Source organism: Rhizobium sp. EC-SD404 (genome assembly GCF_902498825.1).
GTDB lineage: Bacteria > Pseudomonadota > Alphaproteobacteria > Rhizobiales > Rhizobiaceae > Georhizobium.
Window position 1 is genome coordinate 3,325,966 of record NZ_LR701459.1, and the last position, 16,055, is coordinate 3,342,020.

Sequence of the window (16,055 nt, forward strand, 5' to 3'; positions counted from 1 at the left end):
GCAAGTCTTGGGACAACGGTGGTGCGGGTGGTCGGACTCGAACCGACAATCCTTTCGGAACCGGATTTTGAGTCCGGCGCGTCTACCAATTCCACCACACCCGCATCGCGTGACGAGGCGATATCTGCCACGAGCGACGCAGCCAGTCCAGTCCCAATTCGATGCCGTGAGGGGTGATTTGGATCCTGTCGGCACGTTTGCCTGCGGCATCGATGGGTGCTTCGATTTTCGGCCATCGGCATGTTAGAAGGCGGCAATCAACGATGCGGATCGGCACGAAATGGCACACGGAAATCCACTCGACAGGCGCATGGGGCGAGATATGCGCCCGATACTGGCGGGCGCACTCGCACTGGGCATGGCGCTTGTCGTCGGCGGCGCCCTCGCCTTCGAGCATATCGGCGGCTTCATCCCTTGCGCGCTCTGCCTGCAGCAGCGCACGCCCTATTACGTCGGCATTCCCATCGCGCTGCTTACCCTTCTGTCGGCGACGATGCGCTGGCCGGCGATGGTGACGCGGGCGCTGTTCCTGGTCGCTGCTGCATTGATGGCTTACGGCGCCGGGTTGGGCGCCTATCACTCCGGCGTCGAGTGGGGATGGTGGGCAGGTCCCGTGGCGTGCGGCGGCGGTGCCGTGAGCATGGATGCAGGCAGCCTGCTGAACGACCTGAACTCCTTGCGCCCACCGTCATGCGCCGACGCTGCTTTGCGCGTGCTCGGTCTTTCCTTTGCGGGCTGGAACGTCATCGCCAGCATCGGGCTCTTCGCCATCGCGCTCAAAGGCGCCTTCGTCCGGGCGCGCTGAGCAAAGACCGCCTGTCCTCCTGGCTTCACCGGTGAAAGGTCCACGGCAAGAACGATGAAGGCAGCAACCGGTGCAACGCCGCTCAAGGCACTCGATGCCATCGTATTCGACAGCGAGACCACCGGCCTCGACACCAAAGTTGCGCGCATCGTACAAATGGCCGCCATCGGCGTATCGGGCGGTGCGATCATTGAAGACGACCGCTATGAAAGCCTGGTGGATCCCCGCATGGCGATCCCTTCCAGTTCCACCGCGATCCACGGCATCAGCGACAGCATGGTCAGGGATGCGCCGGTTTTCGCCGTCGCCCTCGGCCATCTGGAAGCCTACCGCAGCGAGCGGCCGATCATCGGCTATTCCATCGGCTTCGATCTCGCCATCATGGCCAAGGAAGCGAGCCGCACCGGCCTGACCTGGCGGCGGCCGCGCTCGCTCTGCGTGCGAACGCTTGCGGCCTTTGCCAATCCCAATCTGCCCGACCATGCACTGGAAACGATCGCCACCTGGCTCGGCGTCGAGATCGTCGGGCGCCACAGTGCTATCGGCGATGCGCGAGCGGCGGCGGCCATCTTCATTGCCCTTCTGCCCAAGCTCGCCGATCAGGGTGTCCGCACGCTTGCCGAGGCGGAGCGGGCAAGCCTCGGCCTCAACGAGCAGATGACGTCGCATGACCGCGCCGGCTGGACGCGCCCGGTGATGGAACCGGGCGACCATCCTTCGCTCGCGGCGGTCGACCCCTATGCCTACCGGCATCGCGTCGGCCAGATCGCTTCCGCAGAGCTTGTCATCGTCGCCGGCGATCAGCGGGTGGATTTTGCCATGACGCTAATGGCGGAGCGCAAGATCAGCTCCGTCCTCGTCTCCCCGGAGGGCAAGCCCGGCGGCACGGTCCAGGAATATGGCATCGTCACCGAGCGCGACATGCTCCGCCTCGTGGTCACCCACGGCGCGGCTGCGCTCGAGATGCCCATCGATGCCATCGCGACGCGCCCGTTGATCTCGGTTGCCGAGGAATCGTTCGTCTATCGCGCCATCGGCCGCATGGAACGCCAACAAATCCGGCATCTGGCGGTGCGCAATCATGAAGATCGGCTGACGGGCATCATTTCCGCGCGCGATCTCCTGAAGCTGCGCGGCAGTGCCGCCATCCGGCTCGACGATGCGATCGAAGCGGCCAACAATGCCGCCGACATCGCCAAAGCCTGGGCAATGTTGCCCGGCGTCACCAACCGCCTGCTCGCCGAAGACATCGATCCGCGCATCCTCGCCGGCATCGTTTCGGAGGAGCTCCGCATCGTCACGCGCCGCGCCGCCGTTCTGGCGGAAGCAGAGATGCTGGAGGAAGGTCTCGGCGCTCCGCCGACGCCCTACGCGTTTCTCGTGCTGGGATCGGGCGGCCGGGGTGAAAGCCTGCTTGCTGCCGATCAGGACAATGCGATCGTCTATCAGCAGGGCGAACCAGGTGGCCCGGAAGACGAATGGTTTGCCGAGCTGGGCGAAAGGGTCGCCAAGACGCTCGACACGGCCGGTATCGTCTATTGCAAGGGCGGCGTCATGGCTAAGAACCCGCAATGGCGCGGTTCGCTCGCCGCCTGGCACCGAAGGGTCGCGCACTGGATCGGACGTTCGGAGCCGGAAGATCTGCTCAATGTGGATATCTTCTTCGACATGCGCGCGGTCCACGGCAGCCAGCCGCTTGCCGCGCGGCTTCTCGACGATGCGCTGACCTCCGCCCATGAGCACCGACCCTTCGCCAAGCTTCTCGGCGACCAGCTCGGCGAGTTCACACCCGTGTTCGGGATGTTCGGGCGGCTGAAGTCGATCGATGGCCGGATCGACCTCAAGAAGCACGGGCTGTTCCCGATCGTGACCCTTGCCCGGGCGTTGGCCATCCGCCACGATATCCGCCACCGCCGCACCGAATTGCGTTTGGAGGGTCTGATCGCTCGCGGCATCGGCTCGGAAGAACAGCTGACCGCGCTCCTTGATGCGCACCGGTTCATTCTCGGCTTGATGCTCGCCCAGCAATCGCGGGATCTTGCAGACGGCATTCCCGTTTCGAACAAGGTCGTGGTCGATCGCCTCACGCCGTCTCAGGCTGCGCGGCTGAAGGCAGCGCTGAAGCTGGTGGAGAGCGTCCCCAATATATTCCGAGGGCTGGTCACTGCCCAGCCCCGCTGACGTCGCGACGACGAAGCCGGATCAGGGCTGCAATTCGACATCCCAGTAGAGATAATCCATCCAGCTTTCATGCAAATGGTTCGGCGGGAAAAGCCGGCCATTGTTGTGAAGGTCGTGGACGGAGGGCTGGAACGGCGTCTGGCGCGGGAACATGTGGGCATCCCGAGGCATCTGCCCGCCCTTTTTGAGATTGCAGGGCGAACAGGCCGCCACGACGTTCTCCCAGGTCGTCTGGCCACCGCAACGGCGTGGGATGACGTGGTCGAAGGTCAAATCGTCTGGCGAGCCACAATATTGGCACTCGAAGCGATCGCGCAGGAAGACGTTGAACCGCGTAAAGGCTGGATGTCGGGACGGCTTGATGTAGCTTTTCAGGCAGACGACACTCGGGATCTTCATCGAGAAACTCGGTGAGGACACCGCGTGTTCGTATTCGGCCACGATATTCACGCGGTCGAGAAACACCGCCTTGATGGCGTCCTGCCAGGACCACAAGGAAAGCGGATAGTAACTCAAGGGCCGGAAGTCGGCGTTCAATACAAGCGCCGGCAAAGACTCCGGTGAAACTGCAATCGTCAAGTAGCTGCTCCTGACCGACTCGTACGCTAAGTCACATATATTAGGCACCATGTTGCAGGAATGTGAAGCTGCGTCAGAGTTTCAGCGACTTTGTCGCGCGGACTTATCCTCAGCTTCCCACCGGAGCCACCGTACGGCGGATCTCCGTTCCATAATAGGCCCACAAAAGCCTCGCGGCGATCCCCCTGAAGGGCGACCACTGCTCGGCAATTATACGCAGGTCGCGCGCGTTCGGACGCGTTGCCAGGGAAAGCGCGTGAGCGGCCGCCGCTTGCAGCGCCACGTCGCCGGCCGGAAAGATATCCGGATGGCCGCCGCAAAAGAGCAGATAGACTTCCGCGGTCCACGGCCCGATGCCTGGAAGGTCCGTCAGATCGGCGATCGCCTGTTCGGCCGGGAGATGGCGCACTGCTTCGAGATCGATCGTTCCGTCCAACACGGCCCGGGCAACTCCCAGCAATGCCGCCTGCTTGGCGCGCGACAGGCCGATCTGCCGGAAATCGTCTTCACCGAGCGAAAGAACGCCCGCTGGCGTGATCTCTCCCAGCCTGGACAGGAGCCGCGCATGGATGGCGTCGGCACTCGCGCGGGACACCATCTGCGACACGACGATGCCGGCAAGCCCCGCATAGCCCGGCGGCTGAAGGCGCAGCGGCACGGGCCCTGCCTTGTCGATCACCGGACGCAGGCGGGGATCGGCAACGGCGAGTTCCGTCAGGGCCGCCTCGATCTGCTCCAGCGTTGCGATGGGCTGCATGGACGTTGACCTCGGTCCGGGACAGATGGCACGGGACATAGTTCTGAATTGTCGCGTTCCCGACGGTGAACCGGTATCCACTTCACTTGGGAACGCTCTAGCAGATCACTCGACGCGGAACCAACCATGAGCGAACTGCCGCAAAAACCTGTCTTCCGCTTTGCGCCGAGCCCCAACGGCGCCCTGCATCTCGGCCACGCCTATTCGGCGCTTTTGAACGAGCAACTGGCGCGGAAGACCGATGGCCGGTTGCTGCTGCGCATCGAGGACATCGACCAGACGCGCTGTACGCCCGCGCTCGAAGCGCAGATGATCTCCGATCTGGCCTGGCTCGGCCTGGATTTCGCACCACCCCATCGGCGCCAGTCGGATCATTTCGAGGACTACCGGCAGGCTCTCGATCAACTGATCGGGCGCGGACTGGCCTATCCCGCCTTCATGAGCCGTGGCGACATTCGAGCGTGGATCGGTGACCAGGAGCGTGAGACGGGCAAGCCATGGCCGCGCGATCCGGACGGAGCACCGATCTACCCTGCCTTGGATCGTCACCTCTCCGCTTCCGCAAGAGAAGCCCGGATCGCCTCAGGTGAACCTTTCGCGTGGCGGCTCGATATGGAAGCCGCGCTCGCCATGGTGGGCGAGGAACTGAGCTGGTTGGAGACCGGTGAAGGCCCTTCAGGCGCGCACGATATCATTGCCGCCGAACCGGCCGTATGGGGCGATGTGATGCTGGCACGTCGGGACACGCCGACCAGCTATCATCTGTCCGTGGTCGTCGACGACGCGCTGCAGGGCGTCACCGACGTCGTGCGCGGTCGAGATCTCTTTTTTGCCACGGCGATCCACCGCCTGTTGCAGCACCTGCTCTCGCTGGCCGCGCCGCGCTACCACCATCATCGGCTGATCCTCGGCGACGACGGGACGAAACTGTCGAAGAGCAAAGGCGACACGGGGATCGCGGCCCTGCGCGATGCAGGCATCGATCCCGTCACGATCCGCATTAAGCTCGGATTTCGCTAGAAATCCATGCGCATGAGAATGCGCTTCACCACAGCCAGGAAGAACAGCGATCCGAAGCCGCCTGCGATGCCGGCAGCAAACCGGATCTCCGTCGCGTCCATCGGCATGCGCATCGCTTCATAGGCCATCAGACCGAGATAGAAGCCGGCAGCGAGCACGATCATGTTGCCGAGGGCACCAAAGCCCTGCCTGCCCATGACGGCATCCATCGCCTGCCCGACCAGAAATCCACCCATCAGCGCAAGGATCGCAAAAATGGTGGACCATTCGACCGAAAGATCCCCGAGCATCATGCTCGCACCTCCAACGCTTCACCCATTGCTAAAATACCACTGGCCGCTGTCGGCTGCGATGGGATTGTGGAGATTGGGTAAACGGCGTCCTAGCGGCACACCGACAATTAGGCGTCGTCCTTGTGGATCGACCGGTAGCGCAGGATCGCGGCATTCACTTCGGCGCCGAGAATGAAGATCGCGGCCACGATGTAGAGGAAGAACAGCGCGATCACGATCGAGGCGAGGCCCGCATAGGTCGACACATAAGTCGCGAAACGCTTCAGATAGGACGCAAAAAGGCTTGCGGCGACCAGCCAGCAGAAGATCGTCAGTCCGACACCCGGCAGGACCTCGGTCAGCTTGCGCCGGCCGGCTGGCAGCCAGAGATGCGATATCGCAAGGCCGATGATGAGGACGGATACGGCCACAACGATGCGCCAATTGTCGATCATCGACGTCGTTGCATCCATCCAGGGCAGCCAGTCCCGCGCCAGACGAACGGCGAGCGGGGCAAGGACGAGCAGGAAGCTGATCGCCATGAAGACGAAGGATGCGATGAAAACGAAGCCGAGGCTTTGCGCACGCGTCAGGTACCAGGGCCGCCGATCGGCCACGCGATAGGCACGGTTGAGCGAGATGCGCAGCGCCTCGACGCCATTCGATGCGAAAAACGCCGCCGCCAGGACACCGATCGTCAAGAGATCGAAGCGATCCTGCGTCAGCACGTTTTCGACTTCGCGCGCGATAGGCTCGGCGATGGTCTGCGGCCAGGTGTCGAAGATCAGGTGGACAGCCGTTTCGGAAAACGCGTCGGCGCCCAGATAACTCGCCAGCGCCGTCCCGAAGATCATGAAGGGAAAGATCGCCATGATCGTCGAAAGCGCGACATGGCTCGCCATCGCCCAGCCATCTTCGTCATTGAAGTGGTTGAAGGCGTCGAGCGCTATCCGGTAGGTCTTCTTGTAGACGCCCATTCTCGTAAAGTCGCACTTCAGCCCAGGCGGTTCGGCAACGCGCACCGTTCCGCGCCCATCTCATCAAGCGGTGCATCAAGCATGACACAAATACGTTCCATTCTCTTAACCGGATGCTCATCCGGTATCGGCGCCCATTGCGCACGGGCGTTGCAGGCCGAAGGCTGGCGCGTGCTGGCGACCGCGCGCACTGAGGCCGACCTTGCTGCACTTTTGGCCGATGGGATCGAGGCGTTCCCGCTCGACTACCGCGACGGGACATCGATCGCGGCACTTTTCGATACCGTGATGGCTGCGACGGGCGGTACGCTCGACGCGATCTTCAACAATGGCGCCTATAGCCAGCCCGGCGCGGTGGAAGACCTGCCGGTCGAAGCCCTGCGCGAGCAATTCGAGGCAAATGTCTTCGGCTGGCACGATCTCACGCGGCGCATCGTGCCGGTCATGCGCGCTCAGGGGCATGGGCGCATCGTCCAGTGTTCGTCCATCCTCGGTCTCGTTCCGATGCCCTATCGCGGCGCCTACAATGCGTCGAAACATGCGATCGAGGCGCTCAGCCTCACCATGCGCATGGAACTGAGGGGCACCGGCATTCATGTCAGCCTGATCGAACCCGGCCCGATCGAATCCAAGATCGCGATCAACGCACTTCGCTACGTGGAAAAATACATCGATATCGAAAACTCGGTGCATCGCGCAGCTTATGAAAAGCAGCTTGCGCGGCTGCGACAAGGCGGCGTGAAGTCCAAGAACAAGCTGGGGCCGGAAGCCGTACATGCAGTTCTGCACCACGCGCTGAATTCGCCGAAGCCACGGCCGCACTATGCCGTGACGCGTCCGGCAAAACTCGGCATCGCGATGAAGCGGATTTTGCCGTCAGCCTTTTTCTACGACATGCTCGCTCGGCAGGACCCTTGAAGCGCCGCCATCGCGACACTCTGTCCGCGAACGAAGTGCGGCGTGGCAATAACGGCGCGATGCACTATGTGTGGTGCTCTCACAGGCCAAAGTGCAAGCGGTAAGCCGACATGGAAAACATCACCTACGCCCTCGCCATCATCGTCATGGCGGCCGTCGCGGTCGTTCTCGTGCGCGGCCTTTTCCATATGATGCGAGGCGGCGACGGCATCACGTCGAACAAGCTGATGCAGATGCGCATCTTTCTGCAGTTCATCGCGATCGTTCTCATCGTCGTCACCCTGCTCTTGACCAATGGCGGGCGCTGATCGCGCCAAGACAATGCGGGGGGACGACATATGGTTCGACTGAACAAGATCTACACGCGCACCGGAGACGATGGCACCACCGGCCTCGTCAGTGGTGATCGCCGCGCCAAGGACGACGCGCGCATCGAGGCATTCGGCACCGTCGACGAGGCCAATTGCACCATCGGCATGGCGCGGCTCCACACATCGGGCAGCGAACTCGATGCGGTGCTCTCGCGCATCCAGAACGATTTCTTCGATCTCGGCGCCGATCTCGCCACGCCGCATACGGACGAGAAGCTGGAATACGAGCCGTTGCGCATCGTTGGCGCCCAGGTCGACTGGCTGGAGACACAGATCGACCGTCTCAATGCCGATCTCGAGCCGTTGAAATCCTTCGTGCTGCCGGCCGGCACGGCACTGGCCACCCACCTCCACCTCGCGCGGACGATTGCACGACGGGCAGAACGTGCGATGGTGACGCTTGCGGCCAACGAGACGATCAATCCCGACGCGCTGCGTTACATCAACCGCGTCTCGGACTTCCTGTTCGTCGCAGCCCGCCACGCCAACGCCAAGGGCGAAGGCGACGTCCTGTGGGTCCCGGGCAAGAACCGCTGACGCCATCAACCGGCCATCGGGGGTGGCGATGTTCGTTCCGATCCACGACGCCAACGATCTTCGTCACATCCGGCTGCAGGTAGTCACGCTCGGGCTGATCGCCGCCAACGTCCTCATCTATTTCACGACGGCGCTGGACGGTCTCGACAGCGAGGCCGTGCTCGCGACGGTCTACGGTCTCGGCTACATTCCAGCGGTCGCAAACGGCCACCTCGATCTCGCGCCGGCGCTGACGATCGTGCCCGATGCGGCGACCTACATCACCTACGCCTTCCTGCATGGCGGCCTCCTGCACCTTGCCGGCAACATGGCCTTTCTCTGGGTGTTCGGCGACAATGTCGAGGATGCGATGGGGCATGTTCGCTTCCTCCTCTTCTACCTGCTCTGCGCTGCGGCCGCCGCGATGGCGCATGGACTTCTCTATCCGTTTTCCGAAGTGCCGTTGATCGGGGCCTCAGGCGCGGCATCGGGCGTGGTTGCGGCCTATCTCCTGCTCCATCCGCGCGTTCGCTTGTGGGTGCTCGTCTTCGGCCGCATTCCCGTTCCCGTGCCCGCCTATCTCGCTTTGATCGCCTGGATCGCATACCAGTTCGGCATGCTCGTCATCGATCTCGGCGGCGAAGTGTCCTGGGCGGCGCATGCGGGCGGCATCGTTGCGGGGCTTGTGCTGCTGCCCCTGATGAAGCGCCGCGACGTGCCGCTTTTCGACCGCCGGATCGTGCGCCCGCGGGCCGTGACGGTCGTGCCCGCCATCCGTCGCGACATTTGACTTTTACGTAAGCGTAAGTTACCTCTCGACCGATGTCGAGCGGTCCTGGACGCGATTGAAATCCGCGGGGAATGGCGTATGCATGTCGCGAATTGGCCGCCTTGCCGGCTTCCCGGTGAGGCAAACCAACCCCGTCCGCGTCCAAGTCCGCGTTCTAGAAAGGGAAGAGAATGAAGATCCTCGTGCCGGTAAAAAGGGTGGTCGACTACAACGTGAAGATCCGCGTCAAGGCGGACGGTTCGGGCGTCGAACTGAACAACGTGAAGATGTCGATGAACCCGTTCGATGAGATCGCCGTCGAAGAGGCGCTGCGGCTCAAGGAAGCCGGCAAGGCCGAGGAAGTGGTCGTCGTTTCCGTCGGGCCCGCGAAGGCCGAGGAAACGCTGCGCACCGGTCTCGCCATGGGTGCCGATCGCGCGCTCCTGATCCAGACGGACGACGTCGTCGAGCCACTGGCCGTCGCCAAGCTGCTCAAGGCCGTCGTGGCGGAAGAAAATCCCGATCTCGTCATTCTCGGCAAGCAGGCGATCGACGACGACAGCAACCAGACCGGCCAGATGCTGTCTGCGCTGCTCGGCTGGGGCCAGGGCACCTTTGCCTCCAAGGTCGAACTCGGCGACGGCAAGGTCAACGTGACCCGCGAAGTCGATGGCGGACTGCAGACGGTGGAACTGAAGCTGCCGGCCGTCGTGACAACGGATTTGCGCCTCAACGAGCCGCGCTATGCATCGCTTCCGAACATCATGAAGGCCAAGAAGAAGCCGCTCGACAAGAAGACGCCGGCCGATTTCGGTGTCGATACGACGCCGCGCCTCAAGGTCCTGAAGACCGAGGAACCCGCCGGCCGTTCGGCAGGGGTCAAGGTCGGCTCCGTCGAGGAACTGGTACAGAAGCTCAAGAACGAAGCCGGCGTGCTTTGATGTGATTTTCAGCGTTCGCCTGAGGCTCGGTCGAGAGACCGACATGCCTCGGCCCGCTCAAGGGAGAAACGACAGATGACCATTCTTCTCGTCGCAGAACACGACAATGCAACGCTTTCCGACCAGACGGCGAAGGCGCTTTCCGCCGCTTCAAAGATCGGCGGAGACGTCCACGTCCTCGTCGCCGGCAAGGGCGCGCAGGCTGCCGCCGACGCGGCCTCCAAGCTGCAGGGCGTCGCCAAGGTTCTGCTGGCCGATTCCGAGAGCCTGGAACACCGCCTCGCCGAGCCGACCGCAGCGCTGATCGCAAAGCTTGCAGCCGACTACGACACGGTGATCGCTCCCGCGACCACCATGGGCAAGAACGTGCTGCCGCGCGTCGCCGCACTGCTCGACGTCATGCAGCTGTCCGACATCATCGAAGTCATCGACGCGACGACTTTCAAGCGCCCGATCTATGCCGGCAACGCGCTGCAGACCGTGCAGACCAGCGATGCGAAGAAGGTGATCACCGTGCGCACGGCCTCCTTCCAGGTGGCTGGCGAGGGTGGTTCGGCGAGCGTCGAGACCATCGACGCCGGCGAAAATCCGGGTGTGTCGTCCTTCGTCGGTGAGGCGATTGCCGAAACCGATCGTCCCGAACTCACCTCCGCGCGGATCATCGTGTCCGGCGGCCGTGCGCTCGGCTCCAAGGAAAAGTTCGAGGAGGTGATGCTGCCGCTCGCCGACAAACTCGGTGCCGCGGTCGGCGCTTCGCGCGCTGCAGTCGACGCCGGTTACGCGCCGAACGACTGGCAGGTCGGCCAGACCGGCAAGGTCGTCGCCCCCGATCTCTACATCGCCTGCGGCATCTCCGGCGCGATCCAGCACCTTGCCGGCATGAAGGATTCCAAGGTGATCGTCGCGATCAACAAGGACGAGGAAGCACCGATCTTCCAGGTCGCCGATTACGGCCTGGTCGCGGATCTCTTCACCGCGCTTCCGGAACTCGAAAAAGCGCTTTGATCGCACACCGATTCGTACATTAGAGCGCTGGCCGGGGTGGACGCATGCCACCCGGCCACGCTAGTTTCCCTCACTCTTTCAAGACATGGCGGAAACAGAGGGTCAATGACCAGCACAATTCGTAGCGTCGGCGTGGTGGGCGCGGGACAGATGGGCTGCGGTATCGCCCAGGTGTGTGCCCTCGCCGGATATGACGTCCGTCTTCACGATGTGACGACCGAGCGCATCGAAACGGGGCTTGCGACCATCAACGGCAATCTCGCGCGTCAGGTTTCTTCGGCAAAGCTGCCGGAAGCCGAGCGCAGCAAGGCACTGTCGCTGATCAAGGCCGCTCCCACCATGGACGACCTCGCTTCGATGGATCTCGTGATCGAGGCCGCGACAGAAGACGAAAGCGTCAAGCGCAAGATCTACCAGCAGCTCTGCCCTGTCCTCAATCCCGAGGCGATCCTCGCCACCAACACGTCGTCGCTGTCGATCACGCGTCTCGCCTCGTCGACCGACAGGCCCGAACGCTTTATCGGCATTCACTTCATGAATCCGGTGCCGGTGATGAAGCTCGTCGAACTGGTTCGCGGTATCGCGACGGAAGACGACACGTTCCAGTCCGCCAACAAGTTCGTCGCCTCGCTCGACAAGACGATCACGGTCGCGGAAGACTTCCCGGCGTTCATCGTCAACCGCATTCTGCTGCCGATGATCAACGAGGCGATCTACACGCTCTACGAAGGTGTCGGCACGGTCGAAGCGATCGACACCGCAATGAAGCTCGGCGCCAACCACCCGATGGGCCCGCTGCAGCTCGCCGACTTCATCGGCCTCGACACGTGCCTGTCGATCATGCAGGTCCTCTATGACGGCCTCGCCGACAGCAAATACCGCCCCTGCCCGCTCCTCGTGAAATACGTTGAAGCCGGTTGGCTCGGCCGCAAGTCCGGCCGCGGGTTCTACGATTATCGCGGCGAAGTGCCCGTCCCGACGCGGTAAAACGGCGTCGGCTGTCCTATCTTCAAATCCCCTTTGCCGTCTTCACCAGCTTGATGGCGTCGTCGCCGGCCCAGGCGGCGGGGCCGTTCATGGCGGCCAGGAGGCAGGAGTTTTCGTCGATGAGGAGTGTCACCGGCAGGCCGAAGGCGAGGCCCTGGGACTTGAGGTCGTTGAAGATATCCATGGACGCATCGCGGTAAAGGGCGAGATTGTCGACGCCGATCTCTTCCAGGAAGGCGCGCGGCTTTTCCTCGTCGCCGAGGTCGATATTGACCGTCACGACCTCGAAGTCGGCATCGCCGAGACGCTCCTGAAGTTCGGCGAGGTCGGGCATTTCTTCCCGGCATGGGGCGCACCATGTGGCCCAGAGATTGACCAGCAGCGTCTTGCCGTCGAAATCGCCGAGCGTCATCGGCTCGCCGTCAGGACCATTGAAACCGAGCGAGGCGAGCGAAACCGGCGTTTCCGTCGGAGACATCGCCGCAACAGCGCCGGTGGCGACCGGCGTGAGCGCCGCGACGCGGTCATCGGTGGCCGGGCAGCTTGCCGCATCGGTCGCGCCTTGAAGCGAAACGGCCGCCACCTCGTTCATCGGCGGCGTGCGGTCATTGCCAGACGGACTGCCCTTCACGTATACCGCCCCGGCACCAGCCAGGACACCAAGAACGACGGCGGCGATTGCCAGTTTCGCGGTGGACAGGCTCTGCATTATCGCGATCCCTCTCAATCAGACCGTTGGACTCAACATGTCGGACAACACTGCCGAAGGCAAATCGTCGAACCAGATGTGGGGCGGACGTTTCGCGTCCGGTCCGGCTGCGATCATGGAAGAAATCAACGCTTCCATCGACTTCGACCGCAAGCTGTACCGTCAGGATATCGCCGGCTCCCTCGCCCACGCGGCGATGCTCTCAGATAAGGGCATTATTTCGTCTGAGGATCGCGACAAGATCGCGCAGGGCCTGAAAACGATTCTGGGCGAGATCGAGCAGGGACAGTTTCAGTTCTCCCGCCGGCTCGAAGATATTCACATGAACATCGAGGCGCGGCTGGCCGATCTCATCGGCCCGGCGGCGGGCCGCTTGCACACCGCCCGGTCGCGCAACGACCAAGTGGCGCTGGATTTCAGGCTGTGGGTCAAGGAAGAATTGCAGCGCACGGACACGGCGCTGACGGGCCTGATCGCGGCATTTCTCGAGCGCGCCGGCGAGCATGCCGAAACCGTCATGCCGGGCTTCACGCATCTGCAATCGGCACAGCCCGTGACATTCGGTCACCATCTCATGGCCTATGTGGAAATGTTCGGCCGCGACCGGTCGCGGGTGCGCGATGCGATCGAGCGGCTCGACGAATCGCCGCTCGGCGCGGCAGCACTTGCCGGCACGGGCTATCCGATCGACCGCCACCAGACCGCCGCTGCGCTCGATTTCCGCGAGCCGACCCGCAATTCCATCGACACGGTGTCGGACCGTGACTTCGCGCTGGAGTTCCTGGCGACGGCTTCGATTGCGGCCACGCATCTGTCGCGGCTTGCCGAGGAGATCGTCATCTGGTCGACGCCGCAGTTCCATTTCGTGACCCTGTCGGATGCATTCTCCACCGGCTCGTCGATTATGCCGCAGAAGAAGAACCCGGATGCGGCCGAACTGGTGCGGGCAAAGACCGGCCGGATCAACGGTTCGCTGGTCGCGTTGCTGACGGTGATGAAGGGTCTGCCGCTCGCCTATTCCAAGGATATGCAGGAAGACAAGGAACAGGTGTTCGACGCAGCCGAGAGCCTGGAACTGAGCATCGCCGCCATGACGGGCATGATCCGCGATCTGAAGGTCAACGAGCAATCGATGCGGGCGGCTGCCGGCTCGGGCCACTCAACCGCCACCGATCTCGCCGACTGGCTGGTCCGCGAAGCCGGCCTGCCCTTCCGCGAAGCACACCACGTGACGGGGCGCGCCGTCGCGCTCGCGGACGAGCGAGGCTGCACCCTTTCGGACCTGCCGCTCGACGCACTGCAGGCGATCCACGCTTCGATCACCGACGATGTCTTCAACGTGCTTTCGGTCGAGGCATCGGTCGCCAGCCGCAAGTCCTTCGGCGGAACGGCTCCCGATCAGGTGCGCAGCCAGATCGCCTGGTGGCGCGAGCGGCTCTAGAGCGTTTCCAGGTGAAGTGGAAAACCGGTTCACCGTTCGGAAACGCGACATCTAAGTTCCCCAAGGCGTGCGTCGTGCTTGCATTGCACATGACGCACGCCATCGGCTAAAAGACGCGGCATCATCCCGGAGACAAGAGACGATGACCGGCCAGAAAACGACCGCCAGCACAACAGCGCGCCTTCTCATCATCACGGTGGCGGCGGGGCTTGCGCTCACGGCCTGCGGTCGCAAGGCGCCGCTCGATCGACCGGCGCTGTCCGGCGCTCCGCAGGCGCAGGCCGAGGTTCAGCAGCCCGACGCGGATGCAAATCGCCTGTCGGGCGTCATTGGCGGTTCGCGCAACAGTTCGGCCGACGTTCCGCCCGCCGAGCCCAACCGCCGCTTCTTCCTCGATCCGCTGCTCGATTAAGGCCAAGGCTCTTGAACCATTTTCGTTATTTGAACGGCGCGCTCCACGCCGAAGACGTCGACGTGGCGGAGATCGCCAAGGCCGTCGGCACGCCGTTCTATTGCTATTCGACGGCAACACTGACGCGCCACTATCAGGTCTTCGCGGAGGCCTTTTCCGACATCGATGCGCTCGTCTGCTATGCGATGAAGGCCAATTCGAACCAGGCGGTTCTGGCGACGCTCGCCCGGCTCGGTTCCGGTGTCGACGTGGTCTCCGAGGGCGAGCTGCGGCGTGCGCTCGCAGCCGGCATCCCGCCGTCAAAAATCATGTTCTCGGGCGTCGGCAAGACGAAGCGCGAGATCGACTTTGCGCTCGCCTCCGGCATCCACTGCTTCAACATCGAATCCGAGCCTGAGCTGGAAGTCGTGAACAGCCGCGCGCTGGCTGCCGGGACGACCGCACCGGTCTCCTTCCGCATCAACCCCGATGTCGATGCGCGCACGCATGCCAAGATCTCGACCGGCAAGAAGGACGACAAGTTCGGAATCTCCTGGCAGGACGCGCGCCGGGTCTATGCCCATGCCGCCACGCTGCCCGGCATCCGCGTCACCGGTATCGACATGCATATCGGCAGCCAGATCACCGATCTGCAGCCCTATGACGACGCCTTCCGGCTTCTGCGCGAACTGGTCGAGACGCTGCGCGCTGACGGGCATACGATTCACCACGTCGATCTCGGCGGTGGCCTCGGCATTCCTTATCGCGACGACAACCAGCCGCCACCGGAACCGCGCGAATATGCAGAAACGGTGAAGGCGCATGTGCGCGATCTTGGCTGCCAGGTGATCTTCGAGCCCGGGCGCATGATCGCCGGCAATGCCGGTATTCTCGTTTCCGAAGTGCTCTACGTGAAGGAAGCCGGCAGCAAGACGTTCGTGATCGTCGACGTCGCGATGAACGACCTGATCCGCCCAACGCTCTATGAGGCGTGGCACGAAATCCGGACGGTGAAAGAAACCCCGGCCGGCGCACCGCGCATCAAGGCCGACATCGTCGGACCCGTCTGCGAGAGCGGCGACTTCATGGCCCGCGACCGGACCATTCCTGTTCTTGAAGCCGGCGACCTTATCGCCATCGGCTCGGCCGGCGCCTATGGCGCCGTACAGTCGGGCACCTACAATTCCCGCCTCCTGGTGCCGGAAGTGCTCGTCAAGGGCGACCGCTTCCATGTGGTGCGCCCGCGCCCGAGCTTCGACGACCTTCTGGCCCTCGATCATGTGCCGGATTGGATCGACGACGCACAGCCAGATCCAGACGTCGCGTAAGCATTGGCGCATTCCTTGTAACTGCCGCAACCGCAGACGGCTCCTGAGAAAGCTCCCCATCACAATCGAGTGGTCGCCCTCGCCAAAG

18 protein-coding genes and 1 tRNA gene are annotated in these 16,055 nt (G+C 63.1%); 13 read left to right on the forward strand and 6 right to left on the reverse strand.

All coding sequences use genetic code 11. The features are described from left to right. Positions 1-19 precede the first annotated feature (19 nt). Positions 20-104 (reverse strand) — tRNA-Leu (locus GC125_RS16835). A 218-nt stretch (positions 105-322) separates the two neighbouring features. On the opposite strand from GC125_RS16835, the gene GC125_RS16840 reads away from it, so the two are divergent. Both GC125_RS16840 and GC125_RS16845 read left to right on the forward strand, forming a co-directional pair. Then, on the forward strand, positions 323-805 hold the full coding sequence (locus GC125_RS16840; RefSeq protein ID WP_286165552.1) for a disulfide bond formation protein B: 483 nt from the start codon (positions 323-325) through the stop codon (positions 803-805). 54 nt (positions 806-859) lie between these two features. After that, positions 860-2,986, forward strand: coding sequence for a DUF294 nucleotidyltransferase-like domain-containing protein (locus GC125_RS16845; protein WP_151986704.1), 2,127 nt, complete (start codon positions 860-862; stop codon positions 2,984-2,986). Positions 2,987-3,007: 21 nt separating this feature from the next. Here the strand turns inward: GC125_RS16845 and GC125_RS16850 are convergent, their stop codons facing one another. Both GC125_RS16850 and GC125_RS16855 read right to left on the reverse strand, forming a co-directional pair. After that, positions 3,008-3,565: an HNH endonuclease gene (locus tag GC125_RS16850; RefSeq protein WP_151986705.1), complete on the reverse strand. Its 558-nt coding sequence runs from the start codon at positions 3,563-3,565 to the stop codon at positions 3,008-3,010. A 109-nt stretch (positions 3,566-3,674) separates the two neighbouring features. Beyond that, positions 3,675-4,322 (reverse strand): DNA-3-methyladenine glycosylase family protein, encoded by a 648-nt coding sequence (locus GC125_RS16855; protein ID WP_151986706.1) that lies wholly within the window; start codon positions 4,320-4,322, stop codon positions 3,675-3,677. Between the two features lie 126 nt (positions 4,323-4,448). On the opposite strand from GC125_RS16855, the gene gluQRS reads away from it, so the two are divergent. Beyond that, entirely contained in the window at positions 4,449-5,342 is an 894-nt protein-coding gene (gluQRS, locus tag GC125_RS16860) for a tRNA glutamyl-Q(34) synthetase GluQRS (protein WP_151986707.1), read from the forward strand. Here the strand turns inward: gluQRS and GC125_RS16865 are convergent. Together GC125_RS16865 and GC125_RS16870 are read right to left on the reverse strand one after the other, a co-directional pair. Continuing rightward, a complete protein-coding gene (locus tag GC125_RS16865; RefSeq protein WP_126012325.1) occupies positions 5,339-5,635 on the reverse strand; it encodes a hypothetical protein in 297 nt (98 codons plus the stop codon). The two genes, gluQRS and GC125_RS16865, sit on opposite strands and share 4 nt — an antisense overlap. 107 nt (positions 5,636-5,742) lie before the next feature. Next, positions 5,743-6,591: a YihY/virulence factor BrkB family protein gene (locus GC125_RS16870; RefSeq protein ID WP_151988029.1), complete on the reverse strand. Its 849-nt coding sequence runs from the start codon at positions 6,589-6,591 to the stop codon at positions 5,743-5,745. An 81-nt stretch (positions 6,592-6,672) separates the two neighbouring features. Here GC125_RS16870 and GC125_RS16875 point away from each other — a divergent pair, with 81 nt between their 5' ends. The 7 genes from GC125_RS16875 (at position 6,673) to GC125_RS16905 (ending at position 12,098) form a co-directional block, all read left to right on the forward strand. Beyond that, entirely contained in the window at positions 6,673-7,509 is an 837-nt protein-coding gene (locus GC125_RS16875; RefSeq protein WP_151986708.1) for an SDR family oxidoreductase, read from the forward strand. 110 nt (positions 7,510-7,619) lie between these two features. Further along, positions 7,620-7,817: a twin transmembrane helix small protein gene (locus GC125_RS16880; RefSeq protein WP_151986709.1), complete on the forward strand. Its 198-nt coding sequence runs from the start codon at positions 7,620-7,622 to the stop codon at positions 7,815-7,817. Between the two features lie 30 nt (positions 7,818-7,847). After that, positions 7,848-8,417, forward strand: coding sequence for a cob(I)yrinic acid a,c-diamide adenosyltransferase (locus GC125_RS16885; protein WP_151986710.1), 570 nt, complete (start codon positions 7,848-7,850; stop codon positions 8,415-8,417). Positions 8,418-8,445: 28 nt separating this feature from the next. Then, a complete protein-coding gene (locus GC125_RS16890; RefSeq protein ID WP_126012337.1) occupies positions 8,446-9,186 on the forward strand; it encodes a rhomboid family intramembrane serine protease in 741 nt (246 codons plus the stop codon). Positions 9,187-9,356: 170 nt separating this feature from the next. Next, positions 9,357-10,106, forward strand: coding sequence for an electron transfer flavoprotein subunit beta/FixA family protein (locus GC125_RS16895; RefSeq protein ID WP_151986711.1), 750 nt, complete (start codon positions 9,357-9,359; stop codon positions 10,104-10,106). Positions 10,107-10,181: 75 nt separating this feature from the next. Beyond that, positions 10,182-11,111, forward strand: coding sequence for an electron transfer flavoprotein subunit alpha/FixB family protein (locus GC125_RS16900; protein WP_151986712.1), 930 nt, complete (start codon positions 10,182-10,184; stop codon positions 11,109-11,111). Positions 11,112-11,216: 105 nt separating this feature from the next. Then, positions 11,217-12,098 carry a 3-hydroxybutyryl-CoA dehydrogenase gene (locus tag GC125_RS16905; RefSeq protein ID WP_151986713.1) on the forward strand — a complete coding sequence of 294 codons (882 nt, stop codon included), beginning with the start codon at positions 11,217-11,219 and terminating at the stop codon, positions 12,096-12,098. A gap of 22 nt (positions 12,099-12,120) precedes the next feature. Here GC125_RS16905 and tlpA read toward each other — a convergent pair whose 3' ends face one another. Next, a complete protein-coding gene (gene tlpA / locus GC125_RS16910) occupies positions 12,121-12,807 on the reverse strand; it encodes a thiol:disulfide interchange protein TlpA (RefSeq protein ID WP_151986714.1) in 687 nt (228 codons plus the stop codon). A gap of 37 nt (positions 12,808-12,844) precedes the next feature. On the opposite strand from tlpA, the gene argH reads away from it, so the two are divergent. The 3 genes from argH to lysA all read left to right on the forward strand — a co-directional run bounded on the left by argH (position 12,845) and on the right by lysA (position 15,967). Further along, positions 12,845-14,248, forward strand: coding sequence for an argininosuccinate lyase (argH, locus tag GC125_RS16915; RefSeq protein ID WP_151986715.1), 1,404 nt, complete (start codon positions 12,845-12,847; stop codon positions 14,246-14,248). Positions 14,249-14,390: 142 nt separating this feature from the next. Beyond that, complete coding sequence (gene lptM / locus GC125_RS16920; RefSeq protein ID WP_151986716.1) at positions 14,391-14,660, forward strand: LPS translocon maturation chaperone LptM; 270 nt, start codon at positions 14,391-14,393, stop codon at positions 14,658-14,660. A gap of 11 nt (positions 14,661-14,671) precedes the next feature. Beyond that, positions 14,672-15,967, forward strand: coding sequence for a diaminopimelate decarboxylase (gene lysA, locus GC125_RS16925; protein ID WP_151986717.1), 1,296 nt, complete (start codon positions 14,672-14,674; stop codon positions 15,965-15,967). Positions 15,968-16,055: the final 88 nt, after the last annotated feature.

What these genes read in the sequence shown, in the direction of transcription:
- lptM (WP_151986716.1), top strand. Translation starts at nt 14,391, where the DNA reads ATGACCGGCCAGAAAACGACCGCCAGCACAACAGCGCGCCTTCTCATC.
- GC125_RS16845 (WP_151986704.1), top strand. Translation starts at nt 860, where the DNA reads ATGAAGGCAGCAACCGGTGCAACGCCGCTCAAGGCACTCGATGCCATC.
- GC125_RS16865 (WP_126012325.1), bottom strand. Translation starts at nt 5,635, where the DNA reads ATGATGCTCGGGGATCTTTCGGTCGAATGGTCCACCATTTTTGCGATC.
- GC125_RS16900 (WP_151986712.1), top strand. Translation starts at nt 10,182, where the DNA reads ATGACCATTCTTCTCGTCGCAGAACACGACAATGCAACGCTTTCCGAC.
- GC125_RS16885 (WP_151986710.1), top strand. Translation starts at nt 7,848, where the DNA reads ATGGTTCGACTGAACAAGATCTACACGCGCACCGGAGACGATGGCACC.
- argH (WP_151986715.1), top strand. Translation starts at nt 12,845, where the DNA reads ATGTCGGACAACACTGCCGAAGGCAAATCGTCGAACCAGATGTGGGGC.
- gluQRS (WP_151986707.1), top strand. Translation starts at nt 4,449, where the DNA reads ATGAGCGAACTGCCGCAAAAACCTGTCTTCCGCTTTGCGCCGAGCCCC.
- GC125_RS16875 (WP_151986708.1), top strand. Translation starts at nt 6,673, where the DNA reads ATGACACAAATACGTTCCATTCTCTTAACCGGATGCTCATCCGGTATC.
- GC125_RS16840 (WP_286165552.1), top strand. Translation starts at nt 323, where the DNA reads ATGCGCCCGATACTGGCGGGCGCACTCGCACTGGGCATGGCGCTTGTC.
- GC125_RS16870 (WP_151988029.1), bottom strand. Translation starts at nt 6,591, where the DNA reads ATGGGCGTCTACAAGAAGACCTACCGGATAGCGCTCGACGCCTTCAAC.
- tlpA (WP_151986714.1), bottom strand. Translation starts at nt 12,807, where the DNA reads ATGCAGAGCCTGTCCACCGCGAAACTGGCAATCGCCGCCGTCGTTCTT.
- GC125_RS16880 (WP_151986709.1), top strand. Translation starts at nt 7,620, where the DNA reads ATGGAAAACATCACCTACGCCCTCGCCATCATCGTCATGGCGGCCGTC.
- GC125_RS16890 (WP_126012337.1), top strand. Translation starts at nt 8,446, where the DNA reads ATGTTCGTTCCGATCCACGACGCCAACGATCTTCGTCACATCCGGCTG.
- GC125_RS16855 (WP_151986706.1), bottom strand. Translation starts at nt 4,322, where the DNA reads ATGCAGCCCATCGCAACGCTGGAGCAGATCGAGGCGGCCCTGACGGAA.
- GC125_RS16905 (WP_151986713.1), top strand. Translation starts at nt 11,217, where the DNA reads ATGACCAGCACAATTCGTAGCGTCGGCGTGGTGGGCGCGGGACAGATG.
- GC125_RS16895 (WP_151986711.1), top strand. Translation starts at nt 9,357, where the DNA reads ATGAAGATCCTCGTGCCGGTAAAAAGGGTGGTCGACTACAACGTGAAG.